Genomic DNA, 18,508 nt, shown 5'->3' on the forward strand with positions numbered 1-18,508 from the left:
CTACCTCTGTTTTTCTTCGTTTTCCAAACTTGTTTGGGAATTTGAGGTCTAATTCCTCGCTTGCGTAAAGCAGCGCGTTTATACAAGTGAATCGTAACCTTTATCAGTCGCTAAGACCTTCACTCTCTTACGCGGTCTACCAGGCTTTAAAGTTTTAAGTTTGACTTTATCTAGCAGTGGTAATACCTGCTCTGTTTCATTTCCGTTAGCTGGAGTTGTACAGTTAGCTAAAGGCATTCCATTGCCCTCTGTAAGTGTATGAATTAACACTCCTTTTCCCTTACCGCCATAAGCAACGTCTTCACCTCCTGCCTTTCCAGGGGGAAAAAGAGCCATCAACAGCCCCAAAGTCCCAATTTATCAAGCCTTTCTCATCCGCGATCGCAAGAACACGCGCCTGTATATATTCAAATATTCCATCCTCTCGTCATTGCTTTAACCATCTGTGTGAAGCACTTTTTGAAGCCCATATATCTCCCTTTGGGATGTCACACCATCGACATCCAGTAATCAAGATGTATAAAAGACTATTTAGCAGATAGCAGTACGGTGCATGAGGCATTCCCTTGCCACGTTTTTCTGATTCTGGAGGAAATATATCTTCAAACAATTTCCATTCCAAATCGTTTAACCCCTGGAAACGTCCTGCCATCGCTTGATACACCCTTCTCAATTCAGAAATAGGCTATCATATTTGGGGATTAGTGGGATAGCTTCATGCTATCTCTTGAGTCTACCCTAGTCTGTGGTTCAATTACCTGAAAATTGCTGTAATAACCCGCAACTTGGGTTAGTACTATTCTGCAACATCCAAAATTGCTACATCAAGGCAACGTTTTAGCTCTTCTGCAAGAATTTGGACATGCGGTTCGAGCAACATTGTATAATGATTACCAGGAACAATATGGAACTCTAGAGACTTTTGAGATAGCTGACTCCAATTTTTCCATATTAGAAATGGATTATTAGTAATTGTAGTGGCAATATCCAGAATTTCCCTAGCTTCAAATAGACTGATACGATTTGGATAAACTTCTGGAATGTAATTCTCTACGCGTTTTAACGAAGTTTGCATAGCTATTTTATAGGTCTGTAACAGATGATAAATTTCTGCGAAACTAGTATTTTTAGGTAATATTTCTAGTTCTATTGATTTTTTTAATAAGTAATTTAATTGCTCATTGAAGTTCACCGTTTTTAGAACATCGTATTTGAGTCTAAGTTCTTTATTGTGACGCGCTCCCAAATAACTGGCAAACAAGTACACAAAAGTGTAGTCTTCATTAAAAGGTAAGTTGATTATATTAGCAACATCTAGTAAGGCGAGCAGAGCTACTTGCTGTCCTTGCCTATATAACTGCTGCGCTATCTCTAACGCTATACAGCCTCCTAATGACCAGCCTCCCAACAAGTAAGGGCCTTGTGGCTGAAGATTCTGCAAAACCTTGATACACTTAGATGCTACCTCTGATATGGGAATGGAAGACAGAAACTCATTGTTAAGACTTTGATAGTTGTCAAGTTCTGGTGGTTGTAATACGTAAAATGGTTGGTCATTAGTTAAATGATGTGCAAGATTATTGTAGCAAGAAACATCTAAACCACCTGGATGTATACATACAAAAGGTAATCTTGAGCCAGATGGCTGAATACATCTAAGTAAATCCAACGATAAATTATGTTTACTTTTATGTTCTACTAAATTTTCAGTAGCTTCAGAGCTTGGAGCAGAAACATTGTTCATCTTTTCCAGGAGCTTCATAGCAAGTTCAACTAAGCTAGACTCTTGGAAAAAACTTTCTGTCTGTACAGTTATTTCTAGGTTAGTTTCCACCCAATTTTTTAGAACCAATGCCATAAGGGAATCTAGTCCTATATCTTGAAGTGACTGCTCTCTATCAAGTATTGATATTGGCAAATCCATTACCCTGGCTACTTGTTCTGCTAAATAAAAACTGAGCAACTGCTGACGCTTTTGCTGATCTGCCGCCAAAAGTTCTTTGCGAATCAGATTTGGTTTAGTTTGTTCTATATTTGTAAATAAAGTTGTTGATTTTTCTGGTTGCGTAAATGGTTTTTGATTTGCTTCAGGAGAACCATTCTGAACCGAAGCAGAAGATATTACTGTAAATTGTTTCAAAACTGCTGTAGAAGTAGACTTTGAGTCAGCTATGAAATTATCATAGTTATCTGCTTGTAGAATCTTTTTACTATTCTTCTTGTCTAATTGTTTACTTTGAGAATTTTGCACCCAATAACGTTGGCGCTGGAAAGGGTAAGTAGGTAATGGCAGACGATAACGAGGATAGTCGGCGTCAAAACCAGACCAATCTACAGACAGACCACGTATATATAAACGTACCAAAGTCTCTAGTAACACTTGCCAATCAGGCAAACCTGGACGTAGAGAAGGTAAAAATAGACCCACATCTGACGGCAGACAATCACTTGCCATTCCTAGCAAAGTCGGTTTGCTACCAATTTCGATAAATACCTCATATCCTTGTTGAGCAAGAGTTTTCATCCCCGCTAAAAAATTTACTGGTTGCCAAGCATGTTCACACCAGTAATCAGGGCAAGCAATCTCAGTAGTCATCACTTCTCCAGTCACAGTAGAAACAAAACTGCTCCTAGGAGAGGAATAATTCACAGTTGCTAATACCTGTCGAAATTCTTCTAAAATTGGCTTGATCAACTGCGAATGGAAACCACGAGAGACATTCAACTTTTCTGTATGAATCCCTTGTGCTGTCAAGGATGCAACCACTGCCTGAATCGCTTTTGGCTGACCGACAATCGCTGTATTGTTGGGTGCATTCATCGCCGCGATCGTAATTTGATCCGCATAAGGTTGAATGGCGGCATCAACCACTGCGGCACTCGCCAATACAGAAACGATTTCTGCCTTTGGGGTTAAGCTTTGCATCAAACGCCCACGCTCAACCACTAGTTTTAATGCCTCTTCTAGGCTGAAGACATCTGCAACAGTTGCAGCAACGTATTCTCCCAGACTATAACCCATGACCACATCTGGTTCTATGCCCCAAGAACGCCATAACTGAGCTAGGGCATACTCGACTGCAAACAGGGCAGGTTGAGCATATGCTGTATCTTCCAGCAGTGATGCTCCATCATTGTCTGCATACAAAACTTGGACTAAGGATTTGTTCAGTAATGGTTGCAGGATTTGGTCACAAGAGTCGATGGTCTGACGGAAAGTTGTTTGACTTTCATACAGTTGCCGTCCCATACCCAAGTACTGTGAACCTTGACCTGTGAACAAAAAGGCAACTTGAGATCGCTTTGTCCTTTGTACTTGCTCGTACACTATCCCTGGTGTTGCTTGGTCAGTTGTGAAATCTGCTAACTTTTGTTGCAGTTGTATGACTGATTCGGCTACTACAGCCACTCGGTGTGAGAAATGCTCCCGTCCAGTATTGGCTGTGAAGCAAATATCTGCAAGATTAAGATGGGGATTTTTGGCTAGATGAGCTTGATATCGAGCCGCTAATTCTTCTAAAGCCTTTTGCGATTTGGCTGAGAGTGTTAGTAAATGCAGAGGTCGCTCTAGTTTTGCTGTGGTTATCTGTGCTATCGGTGCTTCTTCCAAAATCACATGGGCATTTGTACCGCTAAATCCAAAGGAACTGACTCCTGCGATTCTCTTTTTCTCGCCTGTTGGCCAAGCTACCGGTTTTGTTGGTACTTTGACTGGTAATTCCTCCCAGTTGATGTGTGGGTTGGGCTGCTGAAGGTGCAGATGTGCTGGAATTTCCCCGTGTTGCAGTGATAGCACTACTTTAATTAAACCTGCCACTCCTGCTGCTGCTTCTAGGTGACCGATGTTAGTTTTTACTGAGCCTATTAATAATGGTTGCTCTGACGAGCGTCCTTCTCCTAATACTGTTCCTAAAGCTCTGACTTCTATTGGGTCTCCCAACGGTGTCCCTGTCCCATGTGCTTCTACATAGCTCACTTCATTTGGTTTTACACGACTATTATTCAGTGCTTGGGAAATAACTGCTTGTTGCAATCGCCGATTAGGGACTGTCAAGCCGCTACTGCGACCATCATGGTTGACTGCTGAACCCCGAATCAAAGCTAAGATGTTGTCTCCATCAGCTAAGGCATCTGAAAGGCGCTTGAGGATGATGATTCCACATCCTTCAGAGCGGACAATGCCATCTGCGTCAAGATCAAAGGTTTTACAATGATTATCCGAAGTTAACATATTAGCTCTTGAGAAATTAATGCTAATTTCTGGCGACAAAAGTATATTTACACCACCAGTTATAGCTAAATGAGACTCTTGGTTCCGTAGACTTTGGCAAGCCAAATGAATTGCTACTAGTGAAGAAGAGCAAGCTGTATCAACTGCTATGCTAGGACCATGCAACCCAAGAAAGTAAGACAAACGACCCGATGCGACAGAATGGGAATTACCTGTAGCCATATAGGCATCAATTTCAGTGGGTTCTCTATCCAGCAGTTGGTGTAGATAGTCGTTGTGACAGATACCAATAAATACTCCTGTTTGGCTGCCAGCAAGTTGCTGAGGTGAAATACTTGCATTTTCTAATGCTTCCCAAGCGACTTCTAGCAAGAGACGCTGTTGCGGATCTAAACTAACCGCTTCACGAGGAGAAATACCAAAAAACTGAGTATCGAACTCCTGTAATTGGTTGATAAATCCCCCGTAGCGAGTACATATCTTTCCAGGAGTATTGGGATTTGGATCATAGTAAGCGTTAATATCCCATCGATCTGATGGTACTTCGCTAACGGCTATTTCCCCATTACGTAACAGTTGCCAAAAGGCTTCTGGATTATCGTGACCTCCAGGCAATCGGCAACCCATGCCAACAATGGCTATTGATTCGGTCTTAGCACTTTCTAAAGCATTGAGCTTACTTTTCATTTCTCTCAGTTCAACCAGTGCTTTCTTCATTAAAGACTGATAGTCTATATTGGCTGAATTTTTACTCATTTAATTTTACTCTTCCCTAACAAATTCTAGTTCTTGGGCAAGTAGATTTGCGATTTCTTCCTGAGATAAGTCTTCCAAAATAGACAATGAAGTCGTACTACCGTCTTTATGAGACTGTACAGCAGACTCAGGAGCAAAAAATTCTATTGGGAGTACTTCCTGAGCTAAATAATCAACTAATGTTTCTAAAGTGGGATATTCAAGAGCTATGGTTGAAGGTAGAGAACATTCTAAGTTGTTGCGCAGAAGATTTCTCAGCTCTACAGATGTTAACGAATCCATCCCTAGTTGGAAAAATCCCTGTTGTGGATCTAGCTGTTCCGATGGATCTAACCGTAAAACTTTAGCAACTAATGAGTTGACATGAGCTAACAAGTAAGCGTGGCGATCGCTAACAGGAATCGTTTCTAGTTGTTTGAGAAAACTAGTTGTTTGCTTCTTGTCCTGGCTAAGTGTCTGTGTGAAATCACTAAAAAATTGAGATGTTAAAGCTTGATCAAACTGTTGCCAGTTAACAGGCACAACTCCTATTTGAGCTGGAGAATTTGACCATAACTTTTCTAATATCTGCAATCCAGGATCTGGGGCAATAGAGCCTACTCCTTTCATACCGATCTTTTGATTTAAGTGTCTTTGAGCAGCAGCACCTACTTCAGACCACGGACCCCAGTTGATGCTCAAGCTTGCTAGTCCTTGATTCCGACGAGAAATAGCCAAAGTATCCAAAAAAGTATTAGCGGCGGCATGATTAGCTTGGCCAGGAGAACCCAGCAAAGCAGCAGCGGAAGAAAATAGCACAAAGAAATCTAACGGCAGTTTCTGAGTTAAACTATGCAGATGCCACGCTCCTAGCACCTTGGGAGCTAAAACTTTCGCAAAACGCTCCCAAGTCTGTTGTACTAAGATACCATCATCTAGCAAACCAGCCGCATGGATGATACCTCGCAAAAGTGGTAGAGATTTTTCAATTTCTGCTAACACATAATTGACTTGTTCTATCTGGGATATATCGGCAGACATTACAACTACTTTAGCCCCTGCTTGCTCTAACTGTTTTAACTGGATGTTTACAGATGGGTTAGCAGCACGACGACCTACCAGTACTAAATGCTTCGCACCATGCTCTACCAGCCAACGAGCTGTGAGTAAGCCCAAACCACCCAAACCACCTGTAATTAAGTAAGTAGCATCTTCACGAAAGGTGACAGGTTCTTGATATGTTGTTGCTCTAGCTGGCTTATGAGAGATGACAATTTTGCCAATATGTTTGGCCTGTTGCATATAGCGGAAAGCATTGAGCATATCCGCAAAGGTAAATACTGTTTGTGGTAGAGGTTTGAGCTTACCTTCTTGAAACTGTTGCATCAGTTTATAAAACATTGATTGGATCAATGCGGGTTGCTCATAACATTCCTTAACTAAATCAACTAAAAAATAAGAGATATCAGGTCTTACTTGCTTGGCTTGCTCAATTTCCCAAACTTCATTCTTACCAATTTCTAAAAAGCAGCCCTTTTCTCGTAGAACCGATAGGCTCTTGGGTATAAATTCTCCATTTAAGGAATTGATTACAATATCTACCCCTTGCCCATCAGTTTTTGCCATAATTTCATCGGCAAAATCAAGAGTTCGAGAGTTCATGATATGCTTTATCCCTAAGGACTTAAGAAATTCCCATTTTTGAGGGCTGGCAGTGGCAAAGATTTCTGCTCCAGCTTGCTGCAATAGTTGGATAGCTGCTATCCCTACTCCGCCAGTGGCAGCATGAACCAGTACTCGGTCTCCTGGAGATATCTTGATATGTAGCAGACTACAGCACACAGTTAAAAATGTTACTGGAATTGTTGCTGCATCCTCAAAGCTAAGATGCTCTGGTTTGTGAACAACCATAGCGGTCTTGACGGTAATGTATTGGCTAAAGCTACCCTGGATTAGGGCAATAACTGGATCTCCTATCTTAAAGTTTTGGACCCCTTCCCCAATACCCACTATCAAACCAGAACACTCTAATCCCAAAGGTCCGGGATCTCCTGGATACAAACCTAATACATTGAGAACGTCTCTAAAGTTCAGTCCTGTGGCACATATCTGAATTTCTACTTCACCAGCATCGGGTTGACGACGTGTTATTGGTTGCAGTTGCAAATTCTCTAGAGTTCCTCGACTAGACACTCCTAGCCGGAAAAATTCAGATTGCGGTATCTCTAATTTATCTTGTGCTGTAGTATCTTGAGCCTGGCCACTACGCGCTAATCTTGCTACATAACGAACTTGATCGCGATAAGCAACTTGGTCTTCTTTTGCAGCCCCCAACCAAATTTCTTCAAATAAGTTTTGTACTTCGTCCTTTTGAGCTTCTGGATGTAAATCGATCCGTACACAATTTAGTTCTGGGTGTTCTAGAGCAATTACCTTTCCCATTCCCCACAAGGGAGATTGAGCCAAACCTGAAATATTTTGCTCTGACTTCACCGATACAGCACCTCGGGTTACAAACCATATGGAGGGAGATGAAATCAGTTTGGCTTTAACTAGTGATTGGACTAAATGCAATGTACTGCCACATATCTGGTTTAGAGTTGTTTCTAAATTTGTACTTGTCAATTTGTCTTTGGCTGTATTTAAGCTCCACAGATGCACTACACCATGTAATGAAGATTTACTTGTCTCAATTGCTGTGAACAACTGCTGGAAGTCTTCTAGACTAGCTGGATTAACTTTAAATTCTGTTTCTGTTAACTGTTCGTACTGGTTGCCTGAGAGAACAAGAGTACATATTTCTCCTTGTGCCTGTAGTTGTTCTGTTATTTGCTGACCCATACCATCGTCATCAGCTAAGATTAACCAACTTTTTGGCTCAGAAATAGTTTTTTGCAATCCTCCATTAAGGAACTTTTGCCTTGTAAGTGTCTGGCGTCGCCACTCTACCTCATAGAGCCAACTTTCTAAGGGTTCTTGCGGGATGCCTAAGAAGCTGTGACTATTTGCTCTTCTGCCCTTAAAGCTAATAACCTCGGCAATAATTTGCCCCTCTTGATCAAATAGTTGGATGTTGCCTACTACTTCTTCCCTGGATTTTTCCATTGGCAGTGAGTAGGCATGACACCATAATTGAGAGCAACTACTAGGACTTTGATAAAAATATAATTGTTCTATACTGAATGGAACAAAAGTTTCATTCTTTTCCAGGACTACAGTTGCCATTAGCAGTTGGAAACAAGAGTCTATCAGACTTGGATGCAACTGATATTTCTCTAAGTTATCTAGTGTTTGAGGAAGTTGCATCTGACATACAGCCTCTTTATCTCCTTTCCAAATTGACTTGATCCACTGGAAGGTTGAACCTAGTTGAATATGGCGTAGTTTTAAAAACTGATAAAATTCACTACTAGCCATTTCTTGTTGGCATCGATCTTGCAAGTTCTGAATAGAGATTTTTTTTTGGTTTCGTTTAGCAGCTATAACTTTTTCGTCGATAGAAATTTTGCCATTGACATGTGTACTCCAAGAATTACTTTGATCTAGCGTTTCAGGTTCTAAACTAATGAGTTTAAAAGATGCTGTGGGACTATCTTCAGGGGTTATGAGTAGCTGAAGAGTGCGTACATCTTCTGCTGAAATCACCAGTGCCCGAGTAAAGAAAATATCTTTTAGAATACAATTGGTGACCCCAAAAGTTAATTCTATTGCCCCTAAAATCAGGGATATATGAAATGCTCCTGCGACTACAGTTTTCCCATAAACTTGATGGTCATTGAGATAAGGTAGGTTATTCACACTAATCTCAGATGTAAACAAAGTTTCTTTGAGTAAGGGAGATTGTAGCTTTTTGCTGAGTAAGGGGTGAAGAAATATTTCTTTCTCAGATGAGGTCAATAGTTTACGGGTCTGCTTTGTTGTTTCTACCCAATAACGTTGGCGCTGGAAAGGGTAAGTAGGTAATGGCAGACGATAACGAGGATAGTCGGCGTCAAAACCAGACCAATCTACAGACAGACCACGTATATATAAACGTACCAAAGTCTCTAGTAACACTTGCCAATCAGGCAAACCTGGACGTAGAGAAGGTAAAAATAGACCCACATCTGACGGCAGACAATCACTTGCCATTCCTAGCAAAGTCGGTTTGCTACCAATTTCGATAAATACCTCATATCCTTGTTGAGCAAGAGTTTTCATCCCCGCTAAAAAATTTACTGGTTGCCAAGCATGTTCACACCAGTAATCAGGGCAAGCAATCTCAGTAGTCATCACTTCTCCAGTCACAGTAGAAACAAAACTGCTCCTAGGAGAGGAATAATTCACAGTTGCTAATACCTGTCGAAATTCTTCTAAAATTGGCTTGATCAACTGCGAATGGAAACCACGAGAGACATTCAACTTTTCTGTATGAATCCCTTGTGCTGTCAAGGATGCAACCACTGCCTGAATCGCTTTTGGCTGACCGACAATCGCTGTATTGTTGGGTGCATTCATCGCCGCGATCGTAATTTGATCCGCATAAGGTTGAATGGCGGCATCAACCACTGCGGCACTCGCCAATACAGAAACGATTTCTGCCTTTGGGGTTAAGCTTTGCATCAAACGCCCACGCTCAACCACTAGTTTTAATGCCTCTTCTAGGCTGAAGACATCTGCAACAGTTGCAGCAACGTATTCTCCCAGACTATAACCCATGACCACATCTGGTTCTATGCCCCAAGAACGCCATAACTGAGCTAGGGCATACTCGACTGCAAACAGGGCAGGTTGAGCATATGCTGTATCTTCCAGCAGTGATGCTCCATCATTGTCTGCATACAAAACTTGGACTAAGGATTTGTTCAGTAATGGTTGCAGGATTTGGTCACAAGAGTCGATGGTCTGACGGAAAGTTGTTTGACTTTCATACAGTTGCCGTCCCATACCCAAGTACTGTGAACCTTGACCTGTGAACAAAAAGGCAACTTGAGATCGCTTTGTCCTTTGTACTTGCTCGTACACTATCCCTGGTGTTGCTTGGTCAGTTGTGAAATCTGCTAACTTTTGTTGCAGTTGTATGACTGATTCGGCTACTACAGCCACTCGGTGTGAGAAATGCTCCCGTCCAGTATTGGCTGTGAAGCAAATATCTGCAAGATTAAGATGGGGATTTTTGGCTAGATGAGCTTGATATCGAGCCGCTAATTCTTCTAAAGCCTTTTGCGATTTGGCTGAGAGTGTTAGTAAATGCAGAGGTCGCTCTAGTTTTGCTGTGGTTATCTGTGCTATCGGTGCTTCTTCCAAAATCACATGGGCATTTGTACCGCTAAATCCAAAGGAACTGACTCCTGCGATTCTCTTTTTCTCGCCTGTTGGCCAAGCTACCGGTTTTGTTGGTACTTTGACTGGTAATTCCTCCCAGTTGATGTGTGGGTTGGGCTGCTGAAGGTGCAGATGTGCTGGAATTTCCCCGTGTTGCAGTGATAGCACTACTTTAATTAAACCTGCCACTCCTGCTGCTGCTTCTAGGTGACCGATGTTAGTTTTTACTGAGCCTATTAATAATGGTTGCTCTGACGAGCGTCCTTCTCCTAATACTGTTCCTAAAGCTCTGACTTCTATTGGGTCTCCCAACGGTGTCCCTGTCCCATGTGCTTCTACATAGCTCACTTCATTTGGTTTTACACGACTATTATTCAGTGCTTGGGAAATAACTGCTTGTTGCAATCGCCGATTAGGGACTGTCAAGCCGCTACTGCGACCATCATGGTTGACTGCTGAACCCCGAATCAAAGCTAAGATGTTGTCTCCATCAGCTAAGGCATCTGAAAGGCGCTTGAGGATCAAAACCCCGCAGCCCTCACCCCTACCAGCACCATTACCGGAAGCATCAAAGGTTTTGCAGCGTCCATCCGGTGAGAGAGTATGAGATACAGATAGAAAAACAGTAACTTCAGGTGAGAGGATGAGATGTACTCCACCAGCGATCGCCATATCGCATTCTCCAGTACGTAGGCTTTGACAAGCCAAATGAATCGCCACTAACGAGGAAGAGCAAGCTGTATCAACTGCTATGCTAGGTCCATGTAGTCCCAAAATATAGGACAATCGACCGGGTGCAAAACTAAAGCCATTTCCAGTTCCTTCATAAGTGCCAATTTTGGTTAGATCGCCAGAATAAAACTGTAATTGTGCATAGTCATTCTGACCAATTCCTACAAAAACACCTGATTTGCTGCCATGAAGCTGGTTTGGTAAAAAACCTGCATTTTCTAATGCTTCCCAGGTTACTTCTAATAGTAATCGCTGTTGAGGATCTAGACTGATTGCTTCTCGAGGGGAAATACCAAAAAACTGAGGATCAAACTGGTCTACCTGTTGTAAAAATCCACCAAAGCGAGTACATATTTTTCCATAAACATTGGTGTCTGGGTTGTAATAAAAGTCAGCATCCCAACGATCTGCGGGAATCTTAGTAATTGCATCTGTACTATTTTCTAATAGCTGCCAAAATTTTTCTGGGTCATTAGCACCCCCAGGAAAACGACAACTCATACCAACGATCGCAATTGGTTCAGCTTTTGTACGTTCAACTGCTTCAAGTTTTTCAACTGCCTCATCCAAAGCAAGAAGAAGCCGCTGTGATTCAGAAATATTCATATTATTATTTTTCTTTGAGTAAAGTTTCTAGTCTGTTAAGTTTCTCAGCGATTAGGGTTTCAATTTTATTTGAGGAGAGCTTTTCAATTTCTAACCTAGTTTGAACTTTGCCTTTGTTACCGTTTTGAGATTTAGTATCAATTTTGTTTGCTGTTTCCCACTTCAGTACCTTTTGAAGCAGGTATTTGCTTAAATCTTGAATACTTGGGGCTTCAAAAGCTAAAGTCGTAGGTAAGAAAACTCCTAAATTGATCTCTAAGCGGTTTTTCATCTCAATAACCATCAGAGAATCCATTCCCATATCAAAAAAACCTTTTCGTGACTCAGGAAGTTGGAAAGAGTTAAGCCCCATAATCTTTGCAACTTCGATTTGAAGATGAGTCACTAAAAATTCTTCACGTGCGTTTACTGGTGTTTTCTCTAATCTTTGCAATAGATCATTTGGCTGCATACAAACTAGATTAACTCGATCTTCTGCTTTGGTTTTGCCCACAATATCAGACAATAGCGGTAATTGTCGCTGAGTGCTAAATTCCTGTTGGAAAACTGACCAATCTATAGGTAGAACGCTAATTTGTGGGTAAGTTTGTCCTAAGAATAGATTAAGTGCTAATAATCCTTGCTCTGAAGTAATCGAATTCAATCCCATTGCAACCATACGCGCTTGGGAACTGCTATCTAGCCTAGCTGCCATTCCAGCATCAGCCCACAGCCCCCAATTTATACTCAATCCCGGTAAACCTAGCTGCCGACGATAATGGCACAAACCATCTAGGAAAGCATTGGCGGCAGCATAATTGCTCTGTCCCGATGAGCCAATCAATGAAGCAATAGAAGAGAAACAAACAAAAAATTCCAATGGGCAATTCTGCGTTAGTACGTGTAGATTCCATGCTCCTTTGACTTTTGGCTCCATCACCTGCCTCAAGCGTTCCCAGTTCTGCTGTAAAATGATGCCATCATCTAAAACGCCGGCAGCATGAATAATACCCCGCAAAGGTGGACAAGATGCTTTAACTGTTTCCAGCACCCCGATCATATCTTCTGTGCGAGATACATCGCCCTGAGCAACAAAAATCTTGGCTCCTGACTGCTCTAATTGGTTTAAGGTTTCCTGTGTAGCACTGGTAGGACTACTGCGCCCAACTAACATCAGATGTTGCGCACCCTGATGTACCATCCACTGAGCTACTTTTAATCCTAAATCTCCTAAGCCACCCGTAATCAGATAGGTAGCATCTGGTCGTAACTGTACCTCTTGAACTTCCGGTAAACTAGTTTGTACTAAACGAGCTACGTAACACTGTCCATTGCGCAAAGCAATCTGATCTTCTCGTTCTGGATTCAATATCTCTGCCAATACCATCTCTGCTTCATTTGGGTTTACCTGGGAATCTAAATCCAGCATTCCTCCCCAGATTTTTTGATGCTCTAGAGCAATCACTTTACCCAACCCCCATAATGGAGTTTGATTAACTACTATGGGTGTTTGACCTACTGGGACTGCACCTCGTGTCACTAACCACAACTTAGGAATGGTGATTGACATATTCTGTTTAACTAACGCCTGTACCAGATGTAATGTACTACTACAAGTAAACTGCTGGGTTTGTTCAAGACTAGGAACTGTTAGTTCCTTTGGCTGAGTTGCGTCTAAACTCCATAAGTGGAGGATTCCTATTAAAGGCAATGCCTCAGAATTAAATACCTCTTGCAAGACCAGCTCAAAATCTTTTGCGCGAGTTGGATTGATAGTCCAAATTGCAGTTTCTTTTTGCTGATATCTATCTCCAGCATAAACCAGCATGCAGTTATGACCATACTGTTGTAATAGATTGGCTATGGCTTGCCCTAGACCACCAAAATCAACGAAAATTAGCCAAGTGGCTGGTTGATGTAATTGACTTCTTTGGAGAAAACTCTGTGATCGCTTAGATTTAGCTCGCCATTCTACTTGATAAAACCAATTTTTAACAGTAATAGCTTGTGTATCTAATTGGTGTTGCTGTAATAATACTTTCAGCAACTGAGGGAGTAATTTTGCTTCATCTTGGGAAAAATTCTTAACTGTTTGCAGATGTTGAGTTAATTGTGCAATATTTCCCTGTTGCAGAAGGTTAATAATTAAGGATTGAGAATTTTCTTGCGAGAGAAGTGGTATTTGTTTGGGTTGGCTGGCAATTTTGCCAAACCAATAGCTCTGGCGTTCAAAGGGATAAGTAGGTAATATTACATGTTGCCTAGGATAATCTTGATCAAACGCAAACCAATCTATTAATAATCCACGCACATATAATTGTCCCAAGCTTTGGAGTAGTATCGCCCAATCCTCATACCCAGGACGCAAACTGGGAAGCCAAAGCCCTTGGAAATCTAACAGACAGTTGCGTCCCATACCTAATAAAGTTGGTTTTGGCCCTACTTCTACAAAGGCATCAATATTAGAGGCGTGAAGTGTTTGCAAGCTGGCAGCAAATTTTACTGGAGAACGTAAATGGCAATACCAGTAATCCGGGTTGATGTCTGCTGCCATCAATTTTTTTCCCGTAAGATTGGAAATGATGCTGATTTGGGGAGCAGCATAGGTCACGCTGGCAGCTACCTGATGGAATTCTGATAGTATCGGTTCCATCAAAGGTGAGTGAAAAGCATGAGAGGTCTGTAACTTTTTAGTTTGAATGCCTGCACTGTTCAAAGCAGCACAAATTTTTTGGACTGCTTCTTGCTCACCAGAGATAACTGTACTTTTTGGCCCATTATAGGCAGCAAATCCTACCTTTTGTTGGTCAATTTCCGTAATTGCTCGTATGGTTTCCTCATTAGCAAGCACTGCCACCATCTCTCCTATCTGTGGCAGGTTCTGCATCAAACGTGCGCGAATGGCAACTAATTTTAGCCCATCCTCTAAACTGAAGACCCCAGCCACAACTGCCGCAACATATTCCCCAACACTATGACCCATTACCGCATCTGGTTTTATTCCCCAGGATTGCCATAGTTGTGCTAGAGAATACTCTAAGGCGAAGAGAGCAGGTTGGGTATATGCTGTCTGGTTTAGTAGAGATGTATGTCCTGATTCGGGGTAGAGGACTGAGAGTAGAGATACTTCTAGATAAGGACGTAAAATTTCATTGCAGCGATCAAGGGTGGCACGAAAAACAGGGGACGTTTCGTATAGTAGGCGTCCCATACCTGGATACTGGGAGCCTTGACCAGTAAATAAAAACGCTATTTTGGGACGATTTTTAGCGTTAATTGTGTTAATTGCTATGCCGGGGATCTGCTCACCTGCAACAAAGTCATTAAGTTTTCCTTGCAATTCTATATGCGATGAGGCAATAACAGCCAGGCGATAATCAAAATGCGATCGCCCAGTATTGGCTGTAAAGCAAACATCTGCAACAGGTATTTCTGGATTGGCTTTGAGCAATGCTGTATAACGCTGTGCCAAATCTTTCAAAGCTGTCTCAGTTTTGGCTGAAAGAGTCAGGAGGTGTTGAGGGCGTTCTATATTCAACAGTTCTTGCTTGGTAGTTGGTGCTTCTTCTACAATGACATGGGCATTAGTTCCACCGAAACCGAATGAAGACACACCAGCAAATCGCCGCTTTTCTCCTCTTGCCCATTTCTGGCGTTCAGTGGGAATTGATAATGAAGTGCCTTCTAGGGAAATATGCGGATTGAGCTGATTAAAGTGCAAGTGAGATGGAATTTCCTCATGTTGCAGGGAAAGCACAACCTTTATTAAACCAGCAATACCAGCAGTAGCTTCCAAATGACCAATATTGGTTTTTACTGAGCCTATCCAGCAAGGCTGTTCTGGAGAACGTCCTTCCATTAGCACTTCTTTTAAGGAATTTACCTCAATGGGATCTCCTAACGAGGTGCCAGTACCATGAGCTTCCACATAACTTATTTGTGCCGCTGCAAGTTTGGCATTAGCTAAAGCTTGGCGAACAACTGCTCGTTGAGAAAGTCCATTAGGGGCTGTCAGTCCATTACTACGACCATCCTGATTGATCGCCGAGCCTTTAATTAGGGCTAGAATGTTATCTCCATCCCTCTGAGCGTTAGAGAGAGGCTTTAAAATTATTACTCCACACCCTTCAGAGCGTACATAACCATCAGCAGCAGCATCAAAAGTCTTGCAGCGACCATCTGCCGCCATCATATTGGCTTGGGAGAAAACTATATTCAATTGAGGAGCTAGAATTAAGTTTACTCCTCCCACAATTGCCATCTGGCATTCTCCTTGATGTAAGCTCTGACATGCCTGATGAACTGCTACCAGTGAGGAGGAACAGGCGGTGTCTACCACCCAACTAGGCCCATGCAAATCCAGTATGTAGGATAGGCGATTAGCTACAATGCTCAAAGCATTCCCTGTACCGAAATAGGCATTTAACGACCCAAGTTCGTTAAATTGCATTAGGGAATAATCATAATTGCAAATACCAATGAACACCCCTGTTTGACTGCCTACCAGATGATCTGGTGCAATAGCTGCATTTTCTAAAGCTTCCCAAGTGACCTCCAGCAGTAATCGTTGTTGAGGATCTATGCTTTCAGTTTCTCGAGGAGAGATGCCAAAAAATTGAGGATCAAACTGATCTACTTGCTCTAAAAAACCACCCCAGCGGGTATTCATTTTACCTGGAGTTACTGGATTAGGGTCGTAAAAAGTAGTTAGATCCCACCGGGATGAAGGCACTTCTTGAATAGCATCAATTCCCTGATGCAACAATTGCCAAAATGCTTCTGGATCTCTAGCACCAGGAAAACGACAACCAATACCCACGACAGCAATTGGTTCTGCTGTTGTCTGAGGATTAGTGCTGATGGAATTGAGAACTGAAGCCTTTGATTTATGAGTCAGATGCTCAACTAGAGTCTTAATTGTGGGATACTCCCACAACAAGGTGGGGGAAAGATGACATTGAAGCCATTCTTCTAAGTCTCCGACCAAACTCACTGCTTCCCTTGATGACAAACCATAACGGACAAATGGTTCTCGAATATCTATATCTGCTGGAAGAATGTTAAGTATTGCAGAAAGTTGAAATAATAACCAATTTTGGATTGTTTCTTCAAACTGATGAATTACAGCTTCTTGTTGTCCACTTCTCGAAATTTGCTGTTTATTTAAAGCTTTTCTCCATTCGCCAAAAATTTCTAAACTTCCTTCTAGAAAAGCTTTGCGGCAAGCACTGCGCTGAATCTTCCCACTAGAAGTCTTCAGGATACCACCTTTTTTCAGTAACGACACAGCGTAAACTTCTAGCTCATGTGCTTGGGCTACTGCGTGACGAATAGCTTTTACGACCTCATCAATATTTTCAACGGCACGTTCCACTTCCGCAGCCACAACCAACCGTTCTTCTTCTTCCACTTCTACCGCAAATGCAGCACAATGGTTAGAACGAATTGAAGAATGACACTCTTCTACTGTCCATTCAATATCTTGGGGATAATGGTTAGCCCCCCCAATAATAATTAAATCTTTTAACCGACCAGTAACAAATAACTCTCCGTCTTTGAGAAATCCTAAATCTCCAGTTCGCAGAAAAGGTCCTTCGCCAGTATCTGCTAGATAAGCTTGAAAAGTTTGCTTTGTTGCTTCTGTTTTATTCCAATATCCTAGAGCTACACTAGGATCTGATATCCAAATTTCCCCTACTTCATCCGATTCACAAGTTCTGAGTGTTTCTGGATGAGCGATCGCCACCTTCATTCCACAAATAGGAATTCCACAGCTAACTATAGTAAGTCCTCCCTTTCCCGGAGGTACTTCAACTATGCGGTTTTTTTCTAAAGCAGCAGATGAAACTACACAACTAGTCGGTTGATCTGTATGCCGTTTAGTTGCAACTAACAGGGTAGCTTCTGCTAATCCGTAAGCTGGATAAAAGGCTTCTGGACGAAATTTATAGGGAGCAAATTTTTTAAGAAAACGTTCTATAGTAACTTTATGAACAGTTTCCGCACCGTTACTAGCTGTACGCAAGCTAGTCAGATTTAAGGTTTGAAGTTGTTTTTCTGTAATTTTATTTAGACAATAATCGTAAGCAAAATTGGGGGCTTGGGTATGAGTTACTTTATATTTTGAAATGACTTGTAGCCAACGAACGGGACGTTTTAGAAAAGCTAAAGACGACATAATGTAGCATGGAATTCCTGTATATAAAGGTTGTATCAGCCCGTCAATTAGCCCATAATCATGGAAATAAGGCATCCATGTGACAGCCACGCTGTCGGAAGTGTATCCCCATGCTTGTTGGATGTAAGTAGAATGGTGGATAACGTTCCCATGACTAATCATTGTGCCTTTGGGCGTAGAAGTAGAGCCAGAAGTGTACTGGAGATAAGCTAAATCGTCATTGGTAATTGCTGGAAGTAGCCATTTGTGTGCTAGTTCTTGATCAATTTCCTCGCTAGCTATCCAGCTCATAGTCTGAAATAATTCTGATATCTCCTCTGGGGTATTTGTCAGCTGAGATATGATTTTGCGAGTAGTCAACACCAAAGATGCTTGAGCATCTTCTGCAATTGCTTTTAGCCTCGGCAAAGCACGTTTTAATCTTGCCGGATCAGGTGGTGGTGCGGGAATCGCAATTGCCTTCGCATACAAGCAGCCAAAGAAACCAGCAAGAAATTCTAATCCCTGTGGATATAATAAAAGCACCCTTTGTCCAATTGCGTTTTGGGATTGAAGGTAAGAGGCGATCGCACGTGCTTGCTCATCTAATTGCTTGTAAGTTAGCTGACCTGCTTCTGTCTCTCCATCCATTAGAAAGGTATAAGCCAACTGGTTCGGTTGGTAAAGTGCCCTGTAAGTTAAAAGATCAACTAAAGTAGCAAAGTTTGGGGAAATTAAGTTGTGACGCATCTTATTAAATTTCC

5 protein-coding genes are annotated in these 18,508 nt (G+C 41.9%); all 5 read right to left on the reverse strand.

Features of this window, described 5'->3' with window-relative positions:
• Nucleotides 1-78: 78 nt before the first annotated feature.
• The 5 genes from RMX69_RS09880 to RMX69_RS09895 all read right to left on the reverse strand — a co-directional run bounded on the left by RMX69_RS09880 (nt 79) and on the right by RMX69_RS09895 (nt 18,494).
• A complete protein-coding gene (locus RMX69_RS09880; RefSeq protein WP_322637327.1) occupies nt 79-336 on the reverse strand; it encodes a transposase in 258 nt (85 codons plus the stop codon).
• A gap of 91 nt (nt 337-427) precedes the next feature.
• Complete coding sequence (locus RMX69_RS29420) at nt 428-652, reverse strand: transposase (RefSeq protein ID WP_322687430.1); 225 nt, start codon at nt 650-652, stop codon at nt 428-430.
• Nucleotides 653-796: 144 nt separating this feature from the next.
• Nucleotides 797-4,987, reverse strand: a complete 4,191-nt coding sequence (locus RMX69_RS09885) for a type I polyketide synthase (protein WP_322637329.1) — start codon at nt 4,985-4,987, stop codon at nt 797-799.
• Nucleotides 4,988-4,993: 6 nt separating this feature from the next.
• On the reverse strand, nt 4,994-11,608 hold the full coding sequence (locus RMX69_RS09890; RefSeq protein WP_322637330.1) for a type I polyketide synthase: 6,615 nt from the start codon (nt 11,606-11,608) through the stop codon (nt 4,994-4,996).
• A gap of 4 nt (nt 11,609-11,612) precedes the next feature.
• Nucleotides 11,613-18,494, reverse strand: a complete 6,882-nt coding sequence (locus RMX69_RS09895) for a type I polyketide synthase (protein WP_322637331.1) — start codon at nt 18,492-18,494, stop codon at nt 11,613-11,615.
• Nucleotides 18,495-18,508: the final 14 nt, after the last annotated feature.

Origin of the sequence: Nostoc sp. EspVER01 (genome assembly GCF_034530635.1) — a bacterium.
GTDB lineage: Bacteria > Cyanobacteriota > Cyanobacteriia > Cyanobacteriales > Nostocaceae > Nostoc.

Excerpts from the sequence above, each read along its gene's own strand:
- RMX69_RS29420 (WP_322687430.1), bottom strand. The coding sequence starts at position 652 with ATGGCAGGACGTTTCCAGGGGTTAAACGATTTGGAATGGAAATTGTTT.
- RMX69_RS09890 (WP_322637330.1), bottom strand. The coding sequence starts at position 11,608 with ATGAATATTTCTGAATCACAGCGGCTTCTTCTTGCTTTGGATGAGGCA.
- RMX69_RS09895 (WP_322637331.1), bottom strand. The coding sequence starts at position 18,494 with ATGCGTCACAACTTAATTTCCCCAAACTTTGCTACTTTAGTTGATCTT.
- RMX69_RS09885 (WP_322637329.1), bottom strand. The coding sequence starts at position 4,987 with ATGAGTAAAAATTCAGCCAATATAGACTATCAGTCTTTAATGAAGAAA.
- RMX69_RS09880 (WP_322637327.1), bottom strand. The coding sequence starts at position 336 with ATGGCTCTTTTTCCCCCTGGAAAGGCAGGAGGTGAAGACGTTGCTTAT.